General features: G+C 42.4%; 24 protein-coding genes, 1 tRNA gene and 1 pseudogene. 6 read left to right on the forward strand and 20 right to left on the reverse strand.

The genetic code is table 11. From position 1 onward, the window contains the following. Positions 1 to 104 precede the first annotated feature (104 nt). The 3 genes from rarD to uvrB form a co-directional block, all read right to left on the reverse strand. On the reverse strand, positions 105 to 1,040 hold the full coding sequence (gene rarD, locus B3X18_RS14440; protein WP_005026975.1) for an EamA family transporter RarD: 936 nt from the start codon (positions 1,038 to 1,040) through the stop codon (positions 105 to 107). Positions 1,041 to 1,171: 131 nt separating this feature from the next. Next, on the reverse strand, positions 1,172 to 1,756 hold the full coding sequence (locus B3X18_RS14445) for a lipocalin family protein (protein ID WP_005019391.1): 585 nt from the start codon (positions 1,754 to 1,756) through the stop codon (positions 1,172 to 1,174). A 123-nt stretch (positions 1,757 to 1,879) separates the two neighbouring features. Next, positions 1,880 to 3,901: an excinuclease ABC subunit UvrB gene (gene uvrB / locus B3X18_RS14450; protein WP_005019389.1), complete on the reverse strand. Its 2,022-nt coding sequence runs from the start codon at positions 3,899 to 3,901 to the stop codon at positions 1,880 to 1,882. Between the two features lie 193 nt (positions 3,902 to 4,094). On the opposite strand from uvrB, the gene B3X18_RS14455 reads away from it, so the two are divergent. After that, the gene (locus B3X18_RS14455) at positions 4,095 to 4,898 is read left to right on the forward strand and encodes an A1S_2505 family phage non-structural protein (RefSeq protein WP_005019388.1); all 804 of its coding nucleotides are present in this window, start codon (positions 4,095 to 4,097) and stop codon (positions 4,896 to 4,898) included. A gap of 221 nt (positions 4,899 to 5,119) precedes the next feature. Beyond that, complete coding sequence (locus B3X18_RS14460) at positions 5,120 to 6,553, forward strand: sensor domain-containing diguanylate cyclase (protein WP_005026979.1); 1,434 nt, start codon at positions 5,120 to 5,122, stop codon at positions 6,551 to 6,553. A 49-nt stretch (positions 6,554 to 6,602) separates the two neighbouring features. Here the strand turns inward: B3X18_RS14460 and B3X18_RS14465 are convergent, their stop codons facing one another. Next, positions 6,603 to 6,770, reverse strand: coding sequence for a hypothetical protein (locus B3X18_RS14465; RefSeq protein WP_005026981.1), 168 nt, complete (start codon positions 6,768 to 6,770; stop codon positions 6,603 to 6,605). A 212-nt stretch (positions 6,771 to 6,982) separates the two neighbouring features. Here B3X18_RS14465 and B3X18_RS14470 point away from each other — a divergent pair, with 212 nt between their 5' ends. Further along, complete coding sequence (locus B3X18_RS14470) at positions 6,983 to 8,218, forward strand: pyridoxal phosphate-dependent aminotransferase (RefSeq protein WP_005019381.1); 1,236 nt, start codon at positions 6,983 to 6,985, stop codon at positions 8,216 to 8,218. A 113-nt stretch (positions 8,219 to 8,331) separates the two neighbouring features. On the opposite strand, the pseudogene B3X18_RS14475 reads toward B3X18_RS14470, so the two are convergent. Next, a pseudogene (locus tag B3X18_RS14475) lies at positions 8,332 to 8,646 on the reverse strand (winged helix-turn-helix transcriptional regulator); the annotation flags it as partial. A gap of 108 nt (positions 8,647 to 8,754) precedes the next feature. On the opposite strand from B3X18_RS14475, the gene B3X18_RS14480 reads away from it, so the two are divergent. After that, positions 8,755 to 9,192, forward strand: a complete 438-nt coding sequence (locus B3X18_RS14480; protein ID WP_005026986.1) for a PaaI family thioesterase — start codon at positions 8,755 to 8,757, stop codon at positions 9,190 to 9,192. Between the two features lie 179 nt (positions 9,193 to 9,371). On the opposite strand, the gene B3X18_RS14485 is transcribed toward B3X18_RS14480, so the two are convergent. Then, positions 9,372 to 9,830 (reverse strand): hypothetical protein, encoded by a 459-nt coding sequence (locus tag B3X18_RS14485; protein ID WP_005026988.1) that lies wholly within the window; start codon positions 9,828 to 9,830, stop codon positions 9,372 to 9,374. A 238-nt stretch (positions 9,831 to 10,068) separates the two neighbouring features. On the opposite strand from B3X18_RS14485, the gene B3X18_RS14490 reads away from it, so the two are divergent. Beyond that, positions 10,069 to 10,144 (forward strand) — tRNA-Asn (locus B3X18_RS14490). A 117-nt stretch (positions 10,145 to 10,261) separates the two neighbouring features. Here the strand turns inward: B3X18_RS14490 and B3X18_RS14495 are convergent. The 11 genes from B3X18_RS14495 to B3X18_RS14545 form a co-directional block, all read right to left on the reverse strand. Further along, positions 10,262 to 10,918, reverse strand: coding sequence for a tRNA-(ms[2]io[6]A)-hydroxylase (locus B3X18_RS14495; RefSeq protein ID WP_005026990.1), 657 nt, complete (start codon positions 10,916 to 10,918; stop codon positions 10,262 to 10,264). Between the two features lie 2 nt (positions 10,919 to 10,920). Beyond that, the gene (pdxJ, locus tag B3X18_RS14500; protein ID WP_005026992.1) at positions 10,921 to 11,646 is read right to left on the reverse strand and encodes a pyridoxine 5'-phosphate synthase; all 726 of its coding nucleotides are present in this window, start codon (positions 11,644 to 11,646) and stop codon (positions 10,921 to 10,923) included. Between the two features lie 13 nt (positions 11,647 to 11,659). Beyond that, positions 11,660 to 12,370, reverse strand: a complete 711-nt coding sequence (gene recO, locus B3X18_RS14505) for a DNA repair protein RecO (RefSeq protein ID WP_005026995.1) — start codon at positions 12,368 to 12,370, stop codon at positions 11,660 to 11,662. A 9-nt stretch (positions 12,371 to 12,379) separates the two neighbouring features. Beyond that, positions 12,380 to 12,553, reverse strand: a complete 174-nt coding sequence (locus tag B3X18_RS14510; RefSeq protein WP_282437611.1) for an NF038104 family lipoprotein — start codon at positions 12,551 to 12,553, stop codon at positions 12,380 to 12,382. A 40-nt stretch (positions 12,554 to 12,593) separates the two neighbouring features. Then, positions 12,594 to 13,622 carry a GTPase Era gene (era, locus tag B3X18_RS14515; protein ID WP_005026999.1) on the reverse strand — a complete coding sequence of 343 codons (1,029 nt, stop codon included), beginning with the start codon at positions 13,620 to 13,622 and terminating at the stop codon, positions 12,594 to 12,596. Between the two features lie 5 nt (positions 13,623 to 13,627). Further along, positions 13,628 to 14,320 carry a ribonuclease III gene (gene rnc / locus B3X18_RS14520; protein WP_005019370.1) on the reverse strand — a complete coding sequence of 231 codons (693 nt, stop codon included), beginning with the start codon at positions 14,318 to 14,320 and terminating at the stop codon, positions 13,628 to 13,630. Beyond that, positions 14,301 to 14,666 (reverse strand): DUF4845 domain-containing protein, encoded by a 366-nt coding sequence (locus B3X18_RS14525; protein WP_005027002.1) that lies wholly within the window; start codon positions 14,664 to 14,666, stop codon positions 14,301 to 14,303. Before B3X18_RS14525 ends, rnc begins: the two co-directional genes overlap by 20 nt. 21 nt (positions 14,667 to 14,687) lie before the next feature. Then, positions 14,688 to 15,515 carry a signal peptidase I gene (gene lepB / locus B3X18_RS14530; protein WP_005019366.1) on the reverse strand — a complete coding sequence of 276 codons (828 nt, stop codon included), beginning with the start codon at positions 15,513 to 15,515 and terminating at the stop codon, positions 14,688 to 14,690. 21 nt (positions 15,516 to 15,536) lie between these two features. Beyond that, the gene (gene lepA, locus B3X18_RS14535; RefSeq protein ID WP_005027005.1) at positions 15,537 to 17,354 is read right to left on the reverse strand and encodes a translation elongation factor 4; all 1,818 of its coding nucleotides are present in this window, start codon (positions 17,352 to 17,354) and stop codon (positions 15,537 to 15,539) included. A 174-nt stretch (positions 17,355 to 17,528) separates the two neighbouring features. Then, positions 17,529 to 17,972 carry an acyl-CoA thioesterase gene (locus B3X18_RS14540; protein WP_005019361.1) on the reverse strand — a complete coding sequence of 148 codons (444 nt, stop codon included), beginning with the start codon at positions 17,970 to 17,972 and terminating at the stop codon, positions 17,529 to 17,531. A gap of 123 nt (positions 17,973 to 18,095) precedes the next feature. Beyond that, complete coding sequence (locus tag B3X18_RS14545; protein WP_005027010.1) at positions 18,096 to 19,478, reverse strand: Do family serine endopeptidase; 1,383 nt, start codon at positions 19,476 to 19,478, stop codon at positions 18,096 to 18,098. A gap of 220 nt (positions 19,479 to 19,698) precedes the next feature. Between B3X18_RS14545 and nadB the strand changes: the two genes are divergently transcribed. After that, positions 19,699 to 21,357, forward strand: coding sequence for an L-aspartate oxidase (gene nadB, locus B3X18_RS14550; RefSeq protein WP_169332033.1), 1,659 nt, complete (start codon positions 19,699 to 19,701; stop codon positions 21,355 to 21,357). A gap of 30 nt (positions 21,358 to 21,387) precedes the next feature. Here the strand turns inward: nadB and tmk are convergent, their stop codons facing one another. Genes tmk through pabC form a run of 3 tightly spaced genes read right to left on the reverse strand, consistent with a single transcriptional unit; the run spans position 21,388 to position 23,865 of the window. After that, positions 21,388 to 21,996: a dTMP kinase gene (gene tmk / locus B3X18_RS14555; RefSeq protein WP_005027015.1), complete on the reverse strand. Its 609-nt coding sequence runs from the start codon at positions 21,994 to 21,996 to the stop codon at positions 21,388 to 21,390. A gap of 9 nt (positions 21,997 to 22,005) precedes the next feature. Further along, a complete protein-coding gene (gene mltG / locus B3X18_RS14560) occupies positions 22,006 to 23,049 on the reverse strand; it encodes an endolytic transglycosylase MltG (RefSeq protein ID WP_005027017.1) in 1,044 nt (347 codons plus the stop codon). A 3-nt stretch (positions 23,050 to 23,052) separates the two neighbouring features. Then, positions 23,053 to 23,865, reverse strand: a complete 813-nt coding sequence (gene pabC, locus B3X18_RS14565; RefSeq protein WP_005027019.1) for an aminodeoxychorismate lyase — start codon at positions 23,863 to 23,865, stop codon at positions 23,053 to 23,055. Positions 23,866 to 23,875 lie beyond the last annotated feature (10 nt).

Below are 23,875 nucleotides of genomic sequence, written 5' to 3' on the forward strand. Positions count from 1 at the left end.
ATTATCTTACAGGCTTATCTGTTCAGAATTCTAGAGATATGAATACTTAAATTGGGTGAATAAAATCACTTAGCAAATCATGTAGTTCTTACTCAAGACTCTAGCTAGTCATCTTTTAAACGGGTCTGGTAAGATTTCAGATTACGTACCAGATCCTGTTTATTTTTTTGCTGTCGGTATAAATGTAAGCTTCCTTCTACTACTAACACCAATACTGCACACCAGATAGGAATATAGGTCAGCCATTCATCGCCTGAGATTGCTTCGCCCAAGGCAACTGAAGCCAAGGCTAGCAGTACAGGTTCCAGATAGCTGAGCAAGCCAAAAATTACCATAGGCAAATAACGGCTTGCCAAAATATAACTGCCCAAGCCTAATGCACTTAACGCTCCCAGACCTGCTATCGCCGGGAATAGGTGGGGATAAGCAAGAAACTGACTGTAACTATGTAGACCAATGCTGCTCGAATAAACTGCAACCGGAAGAATTAATACAATATCCCACCAGAAGCCTCCCAGATGATCTGTATGAATTTTTTTTCGCAAAAAGAAGTAAAAGGGATAGGCTACGGCGACATAGGCTGTTTCCCAAGCTATACCGCCGATTCGCCAGAGTTCATGGCCAACACCTATAGCTGCCAGTGCCACTGCCACTACCTGAAATCTTGACAACTTTTCTTTAAATAAAATACACCCTATCAGCACCATGACCAGTGGTAATAAGAAATAGCCCAATGAAACCTGTAAGCCTCGTCCATTCATTGGACCCCACAGAAAGAGCCATAACTGGGAAGTACATAAAATGGAGCTAACCAATAACATTAGAATAAATTGAGGTTTGGCTTTAAGCCGCTGCCAAATAGCAGAAATATATTTAAAATCACCACTCCAATACATAAAAAATGTCAGAAATGGCAAAGTTGATAGCATACGCCAAGCAAAGGTTTGCTCACTATTAAGAGGAGCAAGAAAGGTTGTAAAAAAATAGAGAACCCCGAAGGTGAGTGATGCTGTAACGGATAGCACAACGCCTTTAAACACTTTCTACTGCCCCTCTATTTTTTAATCTTGCATTATAAAGGAGCAGAAAAGATAAATGGAAAATTCATCTATTTATTTAAAAATCATACTTAAACATGTTTTCTAAGACTCAGAAGATCAAGACAAATCTATTATTTAGTCGTATGTTGAGTATGAATAATATCATCAAGCTTATAACCCAATGAAGAAGCGTAATTCAGGTATTCATTTACCACGTCCTGTTTAACCTGTGGTGTACGTGACAGTACCCAAAGGTACTTTCGAGAAGGTTCCCCTACCAGTACTGTCTGGTAATTGTCATCAAGCTTCAAGATCCAATAATCGCCTCGGCCTAAGGGTAACCAACGAATTGCCTCTGGCAGGAAACTGACTTCAAGTTTACTGTTAAATGGAGGGTTAATCACATATGCTTCACCTAGTGAACGCATCATTTTACCTTCCTGGGTATAGCAGCGATTATCTACTGTTATGTTGCCATTTTCATTTAAAGTATAGGTAGCTGTAACATCACGCGCACATTTTCGCTGAAAGTACATAGGTTTTCGGGCTACTTCGTACCATACACCCAGATACTTATCCAGTTCAACTCGCTCAACCACAGGCATGGTTTTACTTTGCGCATACGCCATTGTCCCGACAGCAAGACCAGTTAGCAATGCTCCCCCTACTGCAATCTTTGTTAATTGCCAACCTGCTTTTGATATATTTTTAGTCATAGCACATGAAACCTCGTAGAAATGAAAGAGTTATTTCACAGAATAATCTAACTTAACTTGTTCTTTTTGCACTCTTTGTAGTGTTATGTTATGAATTTGCTGCGAAAAACTTTCAGCCTGCCACTATTGTAACATTTGGGCTTTTAGCCGCAGAATTTCATCACGAAGACGGGCTGCCTGTTCAAACTGTAACTCTTTAGAAGCTTTAAGCATTTCTTTTTCCAGCTTCGCCATATGCTTACTTAGAAGTTTTGGATCAGCTAAAATATGCCGTTCATCGGCTGTCAGAGAAAGTGCCTGCGCGGTGATTTTCTCATCAATCTCGTCCTCAGCTAATACTTCTCCAGTATCAATTTCTTTAATGACCTGACGCACTGCACTACGCGGAATAATTCCATGCAATTCATTAAATTCAATCTGTTTGTTGCGGCGACGCTCTGTTTCATCAATTGCTTTTTGCATAGAGTCCGTAATGCGGTCAGCATATAAGATTGCCTTGCCCTTAATATTACGTGCGGCGCGACCAATGGTCTGAATGAGTGAACGCTCGGAACGCAAAAAACCTTCCTTATCTGCATCCAGAATCGCGACAAGGGATACTTCTGGCATATCTAGGCCTTCTCGTAACAGGTTAATGCCGACCAATACATCAAACACCCCGGTACGAAGTTCATGAATAATTTTTACTCGCTCCACAGTATCGATATCTGAATGAAGATAGGCTACTTTTACCCCGTATTCTTTCAAATAAGCAGTTAAATCTTCAGCCATACGCTTAGTAAGAGTGGTCACCAGTACACGCTCATTTAAATTTTTACGTATGTTGATTTCTGATAGCACATCATCGACCTGAGTTAATACTGGACGTATTTCAATTTCCGGATCAATCAGTCCGGTTGGCCGTACTACCTGCTCTACTACCTGTTCTGACTTTTCCAGTTCATAACGGGCAGGTGTAGCACTTACAAAGACCGTAGTAGGTATAATCCGCTCCCATTCCTCAAATTTCATGGGCCGGTTATCCAGCGCACTAGGCAAACGGAAGCCATAATTTACGAGGTTCTCTTTACGGGAACGGTCTCCTTTATACATGGCTCCAATTTGCGGTACAGTAACATGTGATTCATCAATAATCAGCAGAGCATCATCAGGTACATAGTCAAACAGAGTCGGAGGTGCATCACCCGGACGACGTCCAGATAAATGGCGTGAATAGTTTTCGATACCGTTGGTATAACCCAGCTGTTGCATCATTTCCAGATCATACCGGGTACGTTGTTCGATACGCTGGGCTTCAAGCAGTTTATCGTGTTCGCGAAAGAATTTAAGCTGGTCTTTTAGCTCGTCACGAATAGTATCAATTGCACGAACCAGATTATCTTTTGGTGTCACATAATGACTTTTCGGGTAAATTGTTACACGGGGTACCTTGCGCAGCATTTTGCCAGTTAAAGGGTCAAACCAGCGTATTGAATCTACTTCGTCATCAAACAGTTCAATACGGATCGCATTCTGTTCTGACTCTGCCGGAAAAATATCCATAATTTCACCGCGGATCCGATAGGTACCACGCACAAACTCAAGCTCGTTACGGGTATATTGCATCTCTACAAGACGGCGGATAATATCGTCACGGCCAACACGGTCTCCCTGAACAATATGCAGTAGCATTTTCATATAGGCTTCAGGATCACCCAAGCCATAAATAGCAGAGACCGAAGCGACAATAATAGCATCACGACGTTCTAGTAAAGAACGGGTAGCAGACAACCGCATCTGGTCAATGTGGTCATTAATTGCCGCATCTTTTTCAATAAAGGTATCAGAGGACGGAACATAAGCTTCTGGTTGATAATAGTCATAATAACTGACGAAGTATTCAACGGCATTATTGGGGAAAAAAGCTTTAAATTCGCCATAGAGCTGGGCAGCTAAAGTCTTATTATGTGCCATTACAATGGTGGGCCGCTGGGTTTGTGCAATGACATTCGCCATAGTATAGGTCTTACCTGAACCCGTCACCCCAAGTAACAGTTGACTTTTATACCCTTGCTGGATGCCTTTAACCAGTTTCTCAATAGCCTGTGGCTGGTCTCCGGCAGGCGCATACTGTGTAACCAATTCAAAAGGACGGCTCTCGCTCACTGATACTCTTCTCTGCTCATGATTGACCTGTATATTTTAACAGAATTCGGGCACTAACTCTTTTATGTTTAAGCGTTTCCTGATAGCTTTTTGCTATGTTTTGGTTACACTTCAAAGCGCTCAAGATTTCACTTGACCCTATGCATTTTCAGCGGCAACATGACAACACACTTCTCTAAAAAGTCTGGTTAATATGGTCTACCAATATCACGATGAAAGTATTATCAAAGCTTTGCCTGAAGATACTGTATTTGTATTTGGCAGTAATCTGGCAGGCGAACACAGTGATGGCGCTGCCCGGGTAGCCCACCAGTATTTTGGAGCAGTAAAAGGTGTGGGTCGAGGTTGGGCGGGGCAAAGTTATGCTATCCCCACTTTAAACGAGCATATTCAGCAAATGCCACTTAGCCAGATTGAGCATTATGTAGAGGATTTCAAGGTTTATACCCGTAACCACCCTAAAATGAAATATTTTATTACCGCCTTGGGTTGTGGTATTGCAGGCTACAAAGTTTCAGATATTGCTCCATTTTTTAAAGGTATTTCAAAAAATGTGATACTTCCTGAATCTTTTAAGCCTTATGTAGAACGAAATGCTTTAAAACAGTTTCCGACCCTGACCCAAGATATGGTAAGACAATTTATTAATGATGAGGTCATTTTCTATTTTAATCATGGTAGTGACTCGTTTGAGGCGGCTTTAGACAAAACCCGGTTGAAAAAAGCTGAAAAAGCCGTTGCCCTGATTGTACTTAATGAAGATATGTATCCTCGTGACCGCTATGGACGTGGCCGCGAACATGAAATCAGTGATATTTTATCTAAATTCAATGGTAAAATTTATGATTTCCCGGAAAATACTGAAGGAGCCTTGGTATTTACTGGTGTCATCATCGCATTGATGGAACTTTATGATTTTAATGAACAGGATTTTATTCGCCTTTGGGAAGGAGAAATTGAAATTGAGCATCCGGTCAATCGGCTTGCCAAAGCTTAAAATTTAATTTTATTATATATTTATAAATTACTGGGCTGAAACTAGAAATATTAAAAGTAAAATATGACAGATTTTTAGATTATTAACTTATTCAGCTCAGTAATTACAGCTTCAGAAATATCTGTTATCCAGATAACCACTTATTTTCATCGGCTTATTTGTTCTAAAAAAATCTGTTTACCCCTATACTCTCGCCAGTCACCTAAAATGTGGATATAAGCATGGAACTGTTTGATTCTTCAATATTTGATCTGTCTCCAATTCCCATGTGGCTTGAAGATTATAGTGAAATCAAAAAACAGTTCGATGTCTGGCGTTCAGAGGGTATAAATGATCTGGCCGCATTTCTCAAAGAAGATGTAGAACGGGTACGCAGCTGTGCTCATAAAATCAAGGTCATTCGGGTCAATCCCAAAACTTTAGAAGTTTTTGAAGCAGACAGCCAGCAAGATCTGATTAAACATACTGCAAATATTTTTCAGCAGGACATGTATCAAACCCACATTCAGGAACTAGTAGCACTATGGCAGGGAGAAACCGAATTTTTTAGTACTGCTGTAAATTATACCCTAACTGGTAAACGTTTAGATATTCAGTTAAGAGCTATCGTTTTACCTGGTTATGAACATGATCTTTCACGCCTGCTTCTAACCACAGAAGATATTACCCACTACGAAAATGCCCGACGTCAGGAAGAAAAGAACCGTATTCTTGCCGAATCATTATTTATCTATTCACCGACTTCTTTATGGGTAGAAGATTTCAGTCGCATCAAACAGCGTTTTGATCAGCTAAAACAGCTAAATATTCAGGATTTCCATACCTTTTTAGATGTTCATAGTGAGTTCGTTAACCAGTGTATCGATGATATTGTGATTATCGACGTAAATCAGGCAACACTGGACCTGTTTAAAGCGCCAGATAAAGAGAGTTTATTAAAAAATACTGATCAGATTTTTGCTGACGAGATGCAGCAGACCTTCCGTGAACAGCTGATTGAACTCTGGAATGGTAATCTGCATCACCAGCGTGAAGCAGTTAATTATGCGCTTGATGGCAGTGTCCGTCATGTTATTTTGCAATTTACCGTATTTCCCGGTTATGAAGAAGACTGGGGAATGGTGCAGGTCGCTTTAACTGATATCAGCGCACGTAAAAAGGCTGAAAATTATCTGGAATATCTGGGCAGGCATGATGTGCTGACTCAGCTCTGCAACCGGGCCTTCTTTTCTGAGGAAGTCAAACGTCTTGAACGTAGCCGTTTGCGTCCTGTTTCCTGTATTTTTATAGACATGAACAGTTTAAAGGAAATTAATGACACCTTAGGTCATGATATTGGTGATGGGCTATTGCGCAGAGTCGGAAACGTACTTAATCAGGCGATTGAAAACACCCGTTATACTGCATCACGCATTGGAGGTGATGAGTTCGTCATTCTCTTACCTACAGCTACAGAAGCTGAAACACTGACTGCAACGCAAACTATTGAAGAACTGTTCAAGATTGATAACCAGTATTATGCCAGCCAACCTATCAGTATTTCCATGGGATGTGCTACGAGCAGGGAAAATGAAAGCATAGAAGCTTTATTAAAACGTGCTGATCAGCAGATGTATCAGAAAAAACAACATTATTACCAAAACAGCACGCTATAAATTAAACTGTGTGGGGTTATAAAAACAGGCGATCTATCTGCTTTTATAACTAACGCTTACCCATAGAGCGCCGAGTGCCACGTGGCGGAGCCCATGTACGGTCGGCATAGTTTTCAGCTTTAGGGCGAACGTGGTTATGCACAGCAACCTGCTCTGGATGATCGGCTGCCGGCACTGGAAACGGGAGCTTGACCAGTGGCTTTTTGTTTTGGCTCATACACTAACTCAAAATAAAACAATCCATATTGTAACGTGCTTTTCCGTTCAAATCGAACAGACATTCCGGGATTTTTTGTAGCTTCATCATGAGGTGATTCCATCTTTTTCATTTTTTTACTGATATAGTAATTTTTACACGCCCTTTAAGCAGTTTTTACGCTAAGATAATATTGCTTTTTATTTTTAATCCCCATAAGAAGGAATATTGCCGTGGACGTACGTCTCTCTGATCGTGTAAATGCCATCAAACCGTCCCCAACGCTTGCTGTAACCAATAAAGCGGCTGAGTTAAAAGCTGCTGGAAAGAATGTGATTGGTTTGGGCGCAGGTGAACCTGATTTTGATACACCACAACACATCAAAGACGCTGCTATTACAGCGATCAATAATGGTTTTACTAAATATACCGCTGTTGACGGTACGCCAGGCCTAAAAAAAGCAATTATTGCCAAGTTTAAACGTGACAATAATCTGGATTACCAACCAAACCAGATTCTGGTCTCTTGCGGTGGTAAACAGTCATTTTTTAACCTTGCACTCGCACTTTTAAATAAAGGTGATGAAGTAATTATTCCTGCACCTTACTGGGTCAGTTATCCAGATATGGTGATTATTGCTGAAGGTGTACCTGTTATTGTGAAATGCGGTGAAGAGCAGCGTTTCAAAATTACACCTGAACAGCTGGAAGCTGCAATTACTGACAAAACCCGTCTGGTAGTATTAAACAGCCCTTCCAACCCTACAGGCATGATTTATACCAAAGCTGAACTGGAAGCTCTAGCTGAGGTCCTTCGCAAATATCCGGAAGTTTATATTGCATCTGATGATATGTATGAACCGATCCGCTGGGATGATGAATTTTATAATATCGCAACTGTTGCGCCAGATTTATATGACCGCACCATCGTATTAAATGGCGTATCTAAAGCTTATGCAATGACTGGCTGGCGTATTGGTTATGCAGCAGGTCCTGCCAAGTTGATTGGGGCAATGAAAAAGATCCAGTCTCAGTCAACTTCTAACCCGACCTCAATTTCACAGGTGGCTGCAGAAGCTGCACTTAATGGCCCACAAGATGTACTTGAGCCAATGATTGAAGCATTTAAGCGCCGCCATGACCTTGTTGTAAATGGTCTTAATGAAATCAATGGTATTTCTTGTCTGCCTGCAGATGGTGCTTTTTATGCCTATGCCAACATTAAACCTCTTATTCGTGCTAAAGGTCTTAAATCTTGCACAGAATTCTCTGAATGGTTACTGGAAGAAACTGGTGTTGCAGTAGTTCCAGGTGATGCATTTGGTCTGGGAGGTTTTATGCGTATTTCTTATGCTACTGCTGATGAAGTACTGGTAGATGCTCTGGCACGTATTAAAAAAGCAGCAGACTCGATTGAAGGTGTAGATGCAGCTGTTGCTTCTGTTGAGGCTGAAAAAGCTGCCAAATAAATCCTGTAATTAGAAAAGCCTGCTTACATAGCAGGCTTTTTTTAGCTCGGGTTCACTGTCTATTTTAATTCTTCCAATATTTCCTTTTTCAAATAAAATTTTGGTTCTTTTGCATCTGTCCACTGCACACCCCACTCGACGATTGCCATTAAAATAGGTTTTAAGTCCCTACCTTTGGCAGTCAGCACGTACTCAAAACGTTGCTGGCGGTCTATGTAACTTTGTTTTTCCAGTATGCCTTCTTCAACCAAACGTTTTAAACGCTCTGCAAGTACATGCCGGGTAATTCCCAATGATTTTTGAAACTGTTCAAAACGGGACAGTCCTAAAAATGCATCACGAATAATTAATAAAGTCCAGCGGTCACCAATCATGGCAAGTGTTTGTGCTACAGGACAGTTCTGCTGCTGGGTTTCAGACCATTTCATTTCTGTCTAACATATAAAAATTTATTGACTTTAATTTAATCGATCCGCTAAGTTAATAACAAGTTCCTTTTTAGAACTTTATAAATTAATAGTAGAACAGGAAGAAAAATGAAAGATCCCAAACAAATGACTGGTCTTGAACTGCTCACAGCAATGCGTGATGGGGTATTGCCCTCAGCCAGCATTGGCAAAACCATGCCCATGCAGTCTGTAGAAGTCACCCAGGGTACTGTTACCTTCAAGGTGAAAGCAGATGAGCGGCATCTGAACCCGTTAGGTGGTGTACATGGAGGCTTTGCAGCAACTGTTCTGGATTCTGTTACAGGCTGTGCAGTTCACAGTATGCTAGAAGCAGGTGCAGGATATGGAACTATAGATTTAAATATTAAAATGTGCCGTCCAATCCCTAAAAACAAAGAATTACAAGCTACAGGAACCCTCATCAATCTCAGCAAGAACCTTGGTATTGCTGAAGGAAAAATTTTCGATGAAGAAGGAAAACTTTATGCTTTTGCAACAGCCACTTGCATGATTCTCCGTAATTAGCAGCTATTCTTCTCCGGCTTGCTCCAGATTAAAAATCCTGAATCGAGCAAGCCTGTTTTTCAGCAAACTCTAACCTAGCTTTACGCTTTCAAAGTATTAAAATAATGCTCTCTTTAAGCGTTTCATCTCCATAGGCCAGCTATAAAGTTAATTATTATCTTAGGATTTCTAGGTTCTCTCTAAATTGCTGATTTCAGAAATTTACCCGAATTTATATGGTGCTTCTGCGGACGGGTCATTCCCTTATAAATACAGTAAAACTTAAAGGCGCTGTCTAACGGCACTGAGACTACATCTTGCTGTGAAGCGGACCAGACTTTTGCCTGATTCCGACCAGATAAGTTGCTGCCTGCGATTTGATAAATATACTGATCTTTCTTCAGCTGATGAATCTGTTGCGGTGTTGCTGAAAGAGTATCTAAAATTGAGGAATGGGTTTTTTCTATTAACCACTTTTCACTCAACCAGAGTTGTAGCAGATCACCTAAGTAAAGTTGATGTCTACCAGCTGGCCAAAGCTCAATAAAGGCTTCTGTTACCGGTGTAAAATACTGTTCAGCATCTTGAATAATAGAAAGATAATTTTTCTGATATAAAGAAAAATGAGAGAAAATCTGAGAAATAGATAGCGTATTCATTCGCCTTCTCCTGTTTAGCCATTTTAGTGCTGGCAAGTTGGTTTAAATCCACACTGCTTGGTTTTACTCAAGCGCTCTGTTCTGTTATTAATCTAGCAACAGTTGATTCGCACTGTAAAGCTTTTTTCTGTTTTATTTCAATATTTGACTAAATAAAAAGCATATGGGACTCCAGCATCAGAAATATGACAATTTAAGCTTGACCCACTTTAAAATCCCTCTATAATCGCATTCAGATTCTCCCATAGCTCAGTCGGTAGAGCGACGGACTGTTAATCCGCAGGTCCCTGGTTCGAGCCCAGGTGGGAGAGCCAAATATATAAAAGCCCACAGCATTAAAGTGGGCTTTTTATTGTCTGTTTTTTAATAACTACTATTTTTCAAACTAAAAAAATCCTTCATAAAGAAGGATTTCTTATTAGCACTCGGGGTTAAGCTGCAGTTTTAGCCGGAACACCACTGTGGAACCTGAAAAGATCATCTGAACTTAAAATCAGAGCTTTTTCAATTTCCCGTATATGTTCAATGCGTGTCTGGATATCTTCTTCAGCATTTTTAAGTTTTGCTGTCTTGGCCACGTCGAGCGCCAAAGCCAGATAATCCTCGAAGTGTCGAGACTCAGATTTAAGCAAATAGCGATAGTAACGCCCTAACTCTTCATCGACCAGCGGTGCAAGTGCATGAAACCGCTCACAAGAACGTGCTTCTACAAAAGCACCAATAATCAGTACATCAATTAAAGCTTCTGGCTCATAAGTACGAATTTCTTTGCGCAAGCCGGCCGCATAACGTCCAGCACTGACCGCTTTCCATTCTTGACCACGTTTAGCCATAAACTCAAGTACCTGTTCATAATGCAGCATCTCTTCACGAACTAACTGTGCCAGCTTGACTTGCAAGTCAGTAAAAAAGCTGTAACGGAACATCAGGTTCATTGCTGTACCAGCTGCTTTTTTTTCACAGTTGGCATGGTCCTGCATCAGTAGCTCTAAATTATTCAGTGCTTCATCCAGCCAGGCTTTCGGGGTTTCACAACCAAGAAAAGCTTTTACTGGCTGCATCAGTTCATCATAGTTTAAAGTCGACATAATTAACGTGCTGCCTTAATTGCTGCTTTCATTTGCTGTACAGCTTGTGCCAGGCCAATAAAAAGACTATCTGCAATAATCGAATGTCCAATATTTAATTCATGGATCTGTGGAATTGCTGCAATTGGCGTCACGTTGTCAATGTTTAAACCATGTCCTGCATTTACCACTAGGCCTTTACCTGCGGCATATTCAGTTCCCTTAATAATACGTTCAAGCTCTGCCTGTTGTTCTGCTTCATTATGAGCATCTGCATAAGCACCGGTATGAATCTCGATGGTAGGTGCACCACAGGCAATAGCCGCGTCAATCTGTGCCAGATCGGCATCAATAAAGAGAGAAACATCACAACCAACTTGCAATAATGCCTGAGTTGCTGCTTTAACTTTTTCAAAATTAGTCACTACATCCAGACCGCCTTCTGTGGTCAGTTCCTGTCGCTTCTCCGGTACAAAGCAAACATACTGTGGACGGATTTCTTTAGCAAACTCAACCATTTCATCAGTTACGGCGATCTCAAGATTCATATGGGTTTTCAAAGCTGGACGCATACGGCGTACATCACTATCCTGAATATGACGGCGGTCTTCACGTAAATGCAGGGTAATACCCTCTGCACCGGCCTGTTCACAAATCAGTGCCGCATTCACCGGGTCCGGATAAACGGTGCCTCGTGCTTGTCTTAAAGTAGCAACGTGATCTATGTTTACACCAAGCAATGCAGCCATAATAAATTCCTGATTAAGATTGAGAATGAGTATTTTGAATCCATAACTGGCGGCTCTTCAATGGCCGGTCACCCAGTAAAGATGTAATCATCTGGCGATAAAGTCGAGATAATAGCTGTAACTGTGGCTGGGAGAAATCTGCACCTTTTTCATAGTCCAGCATTGTAAGAAGGCTCTGGCCAGCCAAGGTAGCTGAACTGGCTTTTTGTACAGGTATAAAGCCTTCCTGAATCTGAAAATGGTAATGTCGTTCCGGTTCAACTGACTGCTGATGGGCATCTACCGAAAAATCGATAGCATAACCAAGCTCTTCAAGCAAAATATGTTCAAACTGGCGTAAAATTTGTCTTAATAGCAGCCCGGGCTGTGCATTTACTGCCAGTTGCTGTAACTTGACCAATGTCAACTGATACTGCTGATAAGTCTGTGGCATCGGCTCTTCAAGCGGACATAACCGAAGTAATAATTCGTTTAAATAAAAGCCAGAGAAGAATGCATCACCGTAAAAGAAAATAGGCTGATTTACGATTTCAAGTTTACTGAAATTTTTGAGTTCACCTTTACCAGAAGCCTGAAGTGCTAAAGGTTGATACTGTGGCGGGGGAACCTGACGTAAAATTCCATCAATCCGGCCATATTCCTCAGTAAATAAATAGACAAGGTGACTCTTCTCACGATATTTACGGTAATGGATCAGGTAACCATGCAAAGCTTCATTGCGCATAGGGTTGAGCTAGTCCCGATCTGATGCCTGATCTTCATCATCCCCATCAGGGATAACTGCACCCACCACTGCCGCAGTCCCCTTGACTACCCCTTTCGTGGTTTTATAAGCCACCTTTACAGGAACCGTAACAATCTTATGAATACAGCCTTGCAGCATTAGAATGCTTATCAGTATTGCCATTGTCTTGATCACTACGGAACTCCTGCAAAAAGCTTAAGCCTTAGATATCACTATATCCCAGGCTCTTGAGCGCGCGTTCATCATCAGACCAGCCACCTTTCACTTTTACCCACAGTGTCAGCATGATCTTCTGTTCGAACATTTTTTCCATATCAATACGGGCATCCATCCCGATTTTTTTCAGCTTAGCACCTTTTTCACCAATCACGATGGCTTTTTGTCCAGGACGGTCAACAAAAATGGTGGCATCGATATAGGTACAGGCAGCTTTCATCCGGCCAGTCTTCTCATTTAATGCCGGCTCCTCAGTTTTAAAAGATTCAATCTGAACAGTCAGGTCATATGGAAGCTCTTCACCAAGCTGTCGCATAATTTTTTCACGAATTACTTCTGATGCCAGGAATCGCTCTGAACGGTCAGTAATCTGGTCAAATGAGTATAGCGGCGGTTGGAAAGGTAAATACTTGTCAATTGTATCGCGCAGATGTTCCAGATTTGCACCACGCAATGCAGAAACTGGTACAATTTCCACGAAATTCATGAGTTTAGTACGTTCTTGAATCAAAGGAAGTAATGTCCTTTTTTCTTCAATAGTATCAATCTTGTTGATAACCAGAATGACTGGCATTTCAGCATTTTTCAGCTTCTCAAGCACCAGGTCATCATTTTGTGTCCACTTATGGGCATCTACCGCAAACAGAACGAGATTTACATCACGTAGGGCTGAATGTGCTGCACGGTTCATCATCTTATTGATGGCACGCACTTCTTTCTTATGCATTCCCGGAGTATCTACGTAAACGGCCTGTGACTTTTCACGGCTATCAATACCAATAATTTTATGTCGTGTTGTCTGGGGCTTACGGGAAGTAATAGAGAGTTTTTGTCCCAACAGGTGGTTCATCAAAGTTGATTTACCGACATTCGGACGTCCGACAATAGCCACAAACCCACTCTTAAAATCAGCAGGTATAGTCACACCCTGTGAACTAAAGAACTGGTCAATCAGGTTATTGTCCGGTGTGTTTGACTCTTGATCTGTACTGTTTTGATCTGGCTGGATCGACATGCAGTCTATTGCTCCAATAACTTTAATATTTCCGCTGCTGCTGCTTGCTCAGCAAAGCGACGACTTGACCCTTCTCCGATAAATTTAGGCAGGCTGTCGACCGAACACTCCACTTTAAAATGCTGGTTCGGTGCATCCCCTTGAATATCGACCACCTCATAAACAGGGAGAGGTTTTTTACGGGCTTGCAGATATTCCTGTAACCGGGATTTCGGGTCTTTTAACTGGTCGGTTGGCTCAATATTGTTTAAATATGGACCATACCACTTCAGTACGATGTCTTGTAAAATCTTGAGCTCACCACAGTCAATATAAATTGCTCCGATAATGGCTTCTACAGTATCGGCCAGAATCGATTCACGGTGGTGTCCTCCCGATTTTAATTCACCTGTACTTAATATTAAACACTGACTAAGTTTCAAATCGTTTGCAATCTTGCCTAATGCTTCCTGCCTGACCAGAGTAGCACGCATGCGGGTCAGTCGGCCTTCATTTTCAAAAGGATACGCATGATACAAATAGTTGGCAATAATCATGCCTAATAGTGAATCGCCCAAAAACTCCAGACGTTCATAATTATATTTGTGACTAACCGACCGGTGAGTCAGGGCAAGCTGCAACAACTCAGGCTGCTTGAACTGATAGCCGATACGGCTGGGTAAGCGAAAATCACTTACCTTAGAGTGACCTTTGATCAAAACTCTTCTCGAACTTTAGTACTAAATCAATATTAAGCAAGAAAGGTTTTCTCACTTCATAGCGGGTATTTACATGTAAACCCTGATCATTTGAAACTTGGGCAATATCTTTGAACTGCAAGTCATCAATATTGTTCATGTCCAAACGCTGATCCATCTGCTGGGTAAATTTTGCTGGCGTTATATCTGCTGGACTGTCTTTTAATAACTCTTCAATCTGGCTGTTAATCACACGGTTATCCCAATATGCTGGCCATATGGCTACTACAGCCTTTACCACCATTGCAAAGACAATAATCGCAAATAGAATTGTAATATAAGAAGTGCCTTGCTGAGCATTACGCATTGTTATTACCCACCCAAATGGTTAATCAATTTTACCGTTACGTGCAAAGCTTGGTATCTTGAAGCCGGGTTCCTTATGCATCCAGATATAAACTGCTCGACCGGCCAGATTTTCTTCAGGCACAAACCCCCAAAAGCGGCTGTCTGCACTCTGGTCACGGTTATCTCCCATAGCGAAATAATGACCTTCTGGAACTTTGACTTCCCAGTAAAGACCATCTTCACCCGAGTATTTTCCATTTTCAACATAGTTAATAAATGGAGCCTGACGCGCAACATTTACCCCTTCAAGCTCACGCATGGTAAAAGTATGTTTGCCCAAAGTTTCTTTATGATAGATCGAAGCTGGCGTGTCCTGAATATCCTTTTCACGGCTGAACTCAACCGGAACCTTTTTAACTGGCTGTCCATTAATACTCAGCTGTCCATGGTCATATACAATATGATCACCCGGCAAGCCGACTACACGTTTAATATAGCTAATACTTGGTTGCGGCGGATAACGGAATACCACCACATCACCACGTTCAGGTTCACCAATATCAATGAATTTTTTATTTATAATCGGCAGACGCATTCCATACTGATACTTGTTGACCAGAATAAAATCTCCGGTTTCCAAGGTTGGTACCATAGAGTCTGACGGAATATTAAAAGGTTCATAAAAGAAAGAGCGCAGTACAAGCACGATGGCTAGTACTGGCCAGAAGTCATAAGCCCAGGTAATGATAAAATTTTCATTGCCACGGCCCCTCGTTTTGCGTTGCTTGAAAACAAGTTTATCGAGCAGCCACACCAGGAAAAAAATGACAGTGACTGGAACGAGGATCAAGTTAAAATCAAAATCCATGAGCTAGATGACCTCTTATTATTATCTTTCTACTTTTAAGACTGCAAGGAACGCTTCCTGAGGGATTTCAACACTACCCACCTGCTTCATGCGTTTCTTACCTTCTTTCTGCTTAGACAGAAGTTTTTTCTTACGTGACACGTCACCACCATAACATTTCGCCAAGACGTTTTTACGCATGGCTTTTACAGTAGAACGGGCAATAATCTGTGCACCAATAGCTGCCTGAATCGCTACATCAAACATTTGACGCGGAATCAGATCTTTCATTTTTTCGACCAGAGCAATACCACGGTGACGCGCATCATTACGATGGCAGATCATTGCCAGAGCATCAACTTTCTCACCATTAATCAGCACATCTACTTTTACCAGTGAGGAGCTTTCAAAACGGACAAAGTTATAATCTAGTGATGCAAAACCACGTGAACAGGACTTCAAGCGGTCAAAAAAGTCCATGACGACTTCTGCCATTGGAATTTCAAAAGTAATAGAGACCTGATTACCCAAGAATTTCATGTCTTTTTGAACGCCACGACGCTCAATACACAGCGTCATAACATTACCCAGATATTCTTGTGGCACCAAGATATGACATTCTGCAATTGGCTCACGCAAATCTTCAACAGTAGAACCATCAGGCATTTTTGACGGGCTGTCGATATAAATCGTATCACCTGCTTTAGTTAATGCTTCATAAACTACTGTAGGGGCAGAAGTGATCAGGTCCAGATCATATTCGCGTTCCAGCCGTTCCTGAACGATTTCCATATGCAGCATTCCCAAGAAGCCGCAGCGGAAACCGAATCCTAACGCATCAGAACTTTCAGGTTCGAAAAATAGTGCCGAGTCATTAATCTGAAGCTTGTGCAATGCTTCACGGAAAGGCTCAAAATCACTGGCGTCAATCGGAAATAAACCCGCATATACCTGAGGTTTTACCTTTTTGAAGCCCGGCAGCGTACCTACTTCTGGCGTAGAGGCCAGAGTAATGGTATCACCAACAGGAGCGCCAAAAATATCTTTAATACCGGCAATAATAAAACCTACTTCGCCTGCTTCGAGCATTCCGGTTTCAGTATGTTTTGGATTAAAAATACCCACAGAGGTAATAATATGAGTCTGGCCTGTTGACTTCACCAGCATTTTATCGCCTTTGCGCACACGCCCCTGCTTGATGCGAACCAGGGAAACTACACCCAAATAATTATCAAACCATGAGTCAACAATCAGAGCCTGTAAAGGTGCATCACGGTCACCCTCTGGCACCGGAATAACCTCAACCAGTGTTTCCAGAACTTTATCCACACCCATACCGGTTTTTGCAGAGCAAGTCGGTGCATGAGTCGCTTCAATTCCGATAATTTCCTCAATCTCGTGAATGACGCGTTCAGGCTCAGCCTGTGGCAGGTCAATCTTGTTAAGAATTGGCAGAACTTCAAGGCCTTGTTCGATTGCGGTATAACAGTTGGCAACTGACTGTGCCTCAACACCCTGTGCTGCATCGACTACCAGTAGAGCACCTTCACAGGCTGCCAGTGACCGTGAGACTTCATAAGAAAAGTCAACGTGCCCTGGGGTATCAATAAAGTTGAGCTGATATTCCTGACCATTCGGATGCGTATAATAGAGTGTTACAGAAGCGGCTTTAATAGTAATACCGCGTTCACGTTCAAGCTCCATTGAGTCAAGCACTTGTGCCTGCATTTCACGGTCTTGCAATCCACCACACATTTGAATGAATCGATCTGCCAGGGTCGACTTGCCATGGTCAATATGCGCAATAATCGAAAAGTTACGAATGTTTTTGATATCAACAGATTTTTTAGCTTGCGCCATGGGCTACCTTGAAAAATGTATACGGCTATGTACAAAATTTAAGGTACATAGCAAAAGCTGTTTCGGGAAATTGCGAGCGATTATAACAGATGGAATTTTTAAAGTATCCATAAATCATGCGCTTTTGCTTTGAGCTGTAAATCAGCAAAATCTGGAAAAACCATATCGACCAATTTAGATTGTCGAGAAATCCATCGGGTTTATCTCTGCTGAAATTGGCTGGTAAGCCTGAGTAAAAGTGGGCGACATACGTTTTGGGCGACCCGTTGCTATTTCGATACATGCCCATTTGGTCTGACCGGTAAACAGCAGGGTTTGGTCTTGTGGACGGTAAAAAGCGTACTGACGGTATGAGTACAATGCATTAATATCATAGAGCCAGGTACGTAGAATCAGTTCCTCCCCTTCAAATGCAGCTTTACGGTATTGTACCTGATGCTCAACTGCGACCATGGCATGTTTAAGTTCCTGATACTGTTTCAGTCCCAGTCCAAGTGCCTCAATATGTGCTTCTGCCACCTGTTGCATCCAGGCGACATATACGACGTTGTTTACATGTCCCAAACTATCAATATGCTCTGGCTGAACCTGAATGTTTAAATCAAAAAATGTATTCACGTGCAATTTTTTCCTGTCTTGCATCAACTCACATAAAACATCTAGTGTAAAGGCATCATCCGGCTAATGGTACTTAAATAAAAAGCCATCCTGCAGGATGGCTTTAAACATTGGTATAGTTTGTTACTGGATTCGCAGGCCCAAGATAGCGCGTTGCCCCTGACGGATCAGCGCAACCCGGGCTACCGTATTCTTTTTCAGCTTACTTACTGCATTTACGAACTCATCGCTGTTTCGCACAGGCGTATTATTAATTTGAGTAATGATGTCTTCTGGCATCAAGCGGGATTGTGCTGCCAGCCCCCCTCGCATAACTTCCTGAATATATACTCCGCCCTCAATACCCAACTGCCTGCTTTCAGCCTCGGTCAGATTGCGAATAGCTATACCTAAAACAGGTCCTTTATTTTGTACAGGTGTATTGGTTTTTGCTGGCGTATTATCTGGTGCCGTAGTGAGCGTAGCAGTAATATTACTCAATTTCTCGTCACGTAATACCTGCAAGCGAATACTCTGATTTGGAGCCTGACGGTTGAGATAATTCAAAAGATCTGAAGTACGGGAGATCGCCATCCCGTTAATTTGCAAGATGATGTCACCAGCTTTTAGTCCTGCTCTGGCCGCTGGAGAATTTGGTGCGACCTGGGTAATAAGTGAACCTTCCGGTTTAGGCAATTTATACGCTTCTGCCAGATTACGGTCGATATCTTGCAGCATTACCCCCAGATAAGAGCGGATTACTTTACCATTACTCTTTAATTGCTCAGCGACATCCATTGCGACATCAATTGGTATGGAAAAAGACAGGCCCATATAGCCACCCGTTCCACTAAAAATACGTGAATTTACACCTACAACTTCACCACGCTGGTTAAATAGTGGCCCCCCAGAATTACCGGGATTAAGCGCAACATCTGTCTGAATGAATGGTACAGAGGTTTCTCCCATCATACTTCGGGATTTAGCACTGACAATTCCCGCTGACGCAGAATAATCAAAACCAAATGGCGAGCCAATTGCCAACACCGGTTCACCAACCTTGAGCTGGTCTACATTGCCAATTCGCAGAGCTGGAAAGCTTGAGCCATTAACTTTAAGTAAAGCCACATCGGTTCGTTCATCACTTCCAACTACAGTAGCATCAATTTCACGACGATCATTCAAGGTGATGCTGATACGTGAGGCATTTTCAACTACGTGATGATTGGTCAGCAGATAACCATCTTTACTAATAAAGAAGGCACTGCCGTAGCCGGTTTTTTCTTGCGGTACTTGCTGTTGCGGAATAATCACCTGATTGCCAAAAAAGCGGCGTAATAACTCCGGTACCTGCTGCTGTAACAGCTCTTCCTGTGTCATTTTCTTGACAACATTTACACTCACAACAGCCGGACTGACCTGCTCAACCAGATTAGAGAAATCGACTGTAGAAGCCGCCTGTGTCTGTACCGCTGCCATAGTAAAAACAGCAGCGTACATTCCTTTTTGTAATAAGCGATTTTTCATGAAGCACAACTCACATACTGCAGTTAAATGATAATTTTTTAGCTGAACGGTTTTTTAATTTTGATTAATAATATGTTTGATGAATAATTTAAAACAAGGTTTTAGCCAAAACGTTACAAAATTTAAATTTAATTGGAAATTCTGGTTAAACCTGAGCGTTTTAAGTCTTGCATTCTTAGGCAAAAAACGGTCTGATGATCGAATTTCTATCAAATAGCCGATGAATATGAGCAGTTTAAATACAACTCATCAGTTTGACGTCATTATTATAGGTAGCGGTGGAGCCGGATTAAGCCTGGCATTATCATTACCTCACCATTATAACATTGCTGTTTTAGCTAAAGCTCCCCTGACAGAAGCCAGCACATATTATGCACAGGGTGGCGTAGCCGCAGTTCTGGATGAAACTGACTCTATTCAACAGCATATTGATGACACCATGATTGCAGGCGCCCAGTTATGCGAGCTGGACGCGGTTAAACATACTGTAGAAGGTGGTAAACCTTCAGTCGATTTTCTGCTCAAACATGGCGTACAGTTTACGCTGGATGATGCCGAACAACTGCATCTTACCCGTGAAGGCGGACACTCTCAGCGCCGGATTATTCATGCTGCCGATGCAACCGGCAAAGCGATTTCAACGACACTGGTGCAGCGTGCCCGAGAACAGAAAAATCTGACCATATTTGAAAACTATATTGCAATTGACCTGATTACTACCGAAAAATTAGGAATAGATGAGCAAAAAAATCGGGCCGTCGGCCTTTACGCACTTAATGAAAAGACTGGCAAAGTCCATACTTTTTTAGCCCCATTTACCGCACTGGCCTGCGGAGGAGCTATGAAAGCCTACCTGTATACATCTAACCCTGATATTGCAACCGGTGACGGAATTGCCATGGCGTACCGTGCTGGCTGCCGTGTGGCCAATATGGAATTCAACCAGTTCCATCCAACCTGTCTGTATCACCCTCAAGCCCGCTCTTTCCTGATTACAGAAGCCATGCGTGGTGAAGGTGCTTATTTGCGTCTGCCAGAGGGTGAACGTTTTATGCTGCGTTTTGATGAGCGTGCCGAGTTGGCCCCTCGAGACATTGTGGCTCGTGCCATAGATTTTGAAATCAAGCGGCTGGGTATTCGTCATGTGTGGCTGGACATTACCCATAAACCGGCTGAATTTGTAAAAGAACACTTCCCGACCTTATATACCCGTCTGCTTGAACTGGGTATTGATATTACCAAAGATATGATTCCCGTGGTGCCAGCTGCGCATTATACTTGCGGCGGCGTGATTGTGGATGAGTATAGCCAGACCGATATTTCTGGCCTATATGCCATTGGGGAAACCTCCTATACCGGTCTGCATGGTGCGAACCGAATGGCAAGTAACTCCCTGCTAGAGTGTTTTGTTTATGGCATGAGTGCAGCCCAGCATATCCAGAGCCAGTTTAACCCTGAAGTTAGCTTGCCTGCTGTGCCTGAATGGGACGACTCGCAGGTTACCGATGCAGACGAAGATGTTGTAATACTGCAAAACTGGGACGAACTGCGTCAGACCATGTGGAATTACGTTGGTATTGTCCGTACCAGTAAACGCCTCAAGCGTGCATTGCATCGAATTGAGATGCTTAAACGGGAAATCACTGAATATTATGAAGATTATCAGGTCAGTAAAAACCTGATTGAGCTGCGTAATCTGGTACTGGTTTCCGAGATGATTGTACGCTGCGCGATGGAACGTAAAGAATCGCGTGGTTTGCACTATACGCTGGATTATCCGGAGCTGGCGCCTGAACTTCGAAAAACCATCCTAATGCCACCAGATTTCAAAGTTAGTCAACCGCGGGTTAATGAGGAAGTCGAACCAGCACTTGGTTAATCCAATCCTTTTCTAAAACTGGCCTTTAATTCAGGCCAGTTTTCCAATCTGTTCCAACGCCTGTTCAAGTACCTTTTCTGGTGCTTGTGTAGCATCAAGGCGCTTAATCCGTTCCGGATGTTGTTGCCATAATCTAGTGTAACCTGCGCGCACTTTTTCAAAAAAACTGACCTTTTCTTGTTCAAAACGGTCTAGTGCACCACGCTCACGGGCACGAGACATTCCCAGCTCAACCGGTGCATCTAGCCATAATGTAATATCTGGCATACGAGAAACAAAAGACTGGTTGAGAAGCGCCAGTTTATTTTCATTCAGACCACGTCCAGCACATTGATAGGCAAAACTGGCATCGGTAAAACGGTCACACAAAACCGTTTTACCGGCCTGAAGCGCAGGTAAAATGACCTGTTGTAAATGTTGGGCTCTTGCTGCATACATCAGCAGAAGCTCGGTATCATCACTCATCTTTTCATCATGACTAACAGAGAGTAATAGTGCACGAATCTGTTCAGCTAAAGATGTTCCACCCGGTTCACGAGTGAGTATGATCTCGGCACCCTTTTGCTCATAATGTGCATAAATTTCACGGATTAGAGTAGTTTTTCCTACGCCTTCTGTACCTTCGAAACTGATAAACATCCTACGCTCCTAATTTTTAGCTCGAAGTACAGATAGATATTGCTGTACTGCACGGTTATGTTCTTCGAGGCTGGCGCTAAATTTGTGCCCCCCATTGCCGGTGGCAACAAAGTAAATATTATTTGAGTTATCCGGATGCATTGCTGCCTCAATTGCTTTTTTACTTGGCAAAGCTATTGGCGTTGGCGGCAAGCCAGAAATTGTATAGGTATTATAAGGCGTTGGTGTACGCAGATCCTTTCGGGTAATATTACCTCTATAGTTATCCCCCATACCATAAATTACGGTCGGGTCAGTCTGTAAGCGCATTCCCATTTTCAGGCGGCGCACAAACACTCCGGAAACCTGTTGCAGTTCACTATCAATGCTGGTCTCTTTTTCAATAATAGAAGCCATGATCAGTGCTTCATATTTATCTTTATACGGTAGACCACTGGCCCGGTTTTGCCATGCCTCATCCAGTGCTTTCATCTGGCGTGTATAGAGATGGGTTAGAATCTTGCGGTCGGTTTCACCTTTTGCAAAGAAGTAAGTGTCTGGTGAAAATAGCCCTTCCGGATGGCTGTAAGGAATATTCAATTCCTTTAATAGCTGCTGTTCTGGTAAATGAGTAATAGTATGAGTAACCAGCTGGTCTTTTTTCAGATTTTCAAGTAACTGCTTAAAGGTCGTGCCTTCAATCACTAAAATCCGGTTCATCTGGGCATTTTCAGCGTTCGAGATCAGTTCAAGTACTTGCCGAACACTCATGCCTTTTTGGATTTCATATACACCAGCCTTTAATGTGTCATGGATGACCAGTTTCTGGTAAAGCTTTAAAATAATTGGAAAACTGATTTTGTCGTCTTCAGCCAGCCGGTCAATAAAGCCTGAATAGGTGTCTCCCGGATTAATTGCCAGCATTTGTTTTGGCCCATTTACCGGATAATTTTTAAACAGGCTTGACCAGAGCAACACCAAGCCAAGTATGAACAGGCCTGCAATAATCGTCAGTACAGCAGGGAACGTAGGTTTAGCATTCTTTTTTTTCGGAGTTGAGTGAGGTTTCGGCATAAACTAGCTAATCTGATCCAGTTGCAAAATACGGAATAAATCCAGACAAGGCTGGGAATCCAGGCTCCGCTGTCCAAGTTGAGTAACAATTTTCATGGGACTTAATGCATTACAGAAGAACAGGCTCTGAAAATGCCCAATATTTTCCATGTCGATGAAACGCTGCTCGCAGACGATATTTTCCCGCTGCATGCGTGACAGGATTGTCGCCCGCATCACACCGTGGATGCCATTATAGCGAAGTTCCGGTGTAAACCATGTATTGTTTTGAAAAACGAAGCAATTACTGCTCACGCCTTCAACAACACTTCCCTGCACATCGGTGACCAGTGCCTCATCCCAACCCTGCATTTCGGCTTCCTTTTTAAGTAGCACCTGCTCCAGACGATTCAAAGATTTAATACCTACCAGACTCGGCATACATAAACCCATAGCCTGATTCAGCACACCACTTCGGATCAGCTGCGGTCTAATCACTTCACTGGCTTTAGGATAAAACAGTATATAAATATCGGCCGGATGTTCAGGCAAACTATAACCCCGCTGCCCCGTCCCGCGACTGATCAGTATTTTTAACGTACCATTCAATACCGGATAATGATTTTGTAGCTGTTCAAGCGTTTTATCAATCAGGTCAAAATCAGCATCAAGATATAGACGCTCACAACTGTTCCTCAGCCGAGCCCAATGTAAATCTTGCAGCTCTATCTGGTTATTCCGCAGCCGGGCTGTCGTAAAACAGCCATCTCCATACTGAAAAGCCCGGTCTTCAATAGGAACATTTTCTATTTTCTTAGCATTCTTGAAAAACAGCATCGATATGAAG

Source organism: Acinetobacter sp. UBA6571, from assembly GCF_002434085.1.
Classification (GTDB): Bacteria; Pseudomonadota; Gammaproteobacteria; order Pseudomonadales; family Moraxellaceae; genus Acinetobacter; species Acinetobacter radioresistens.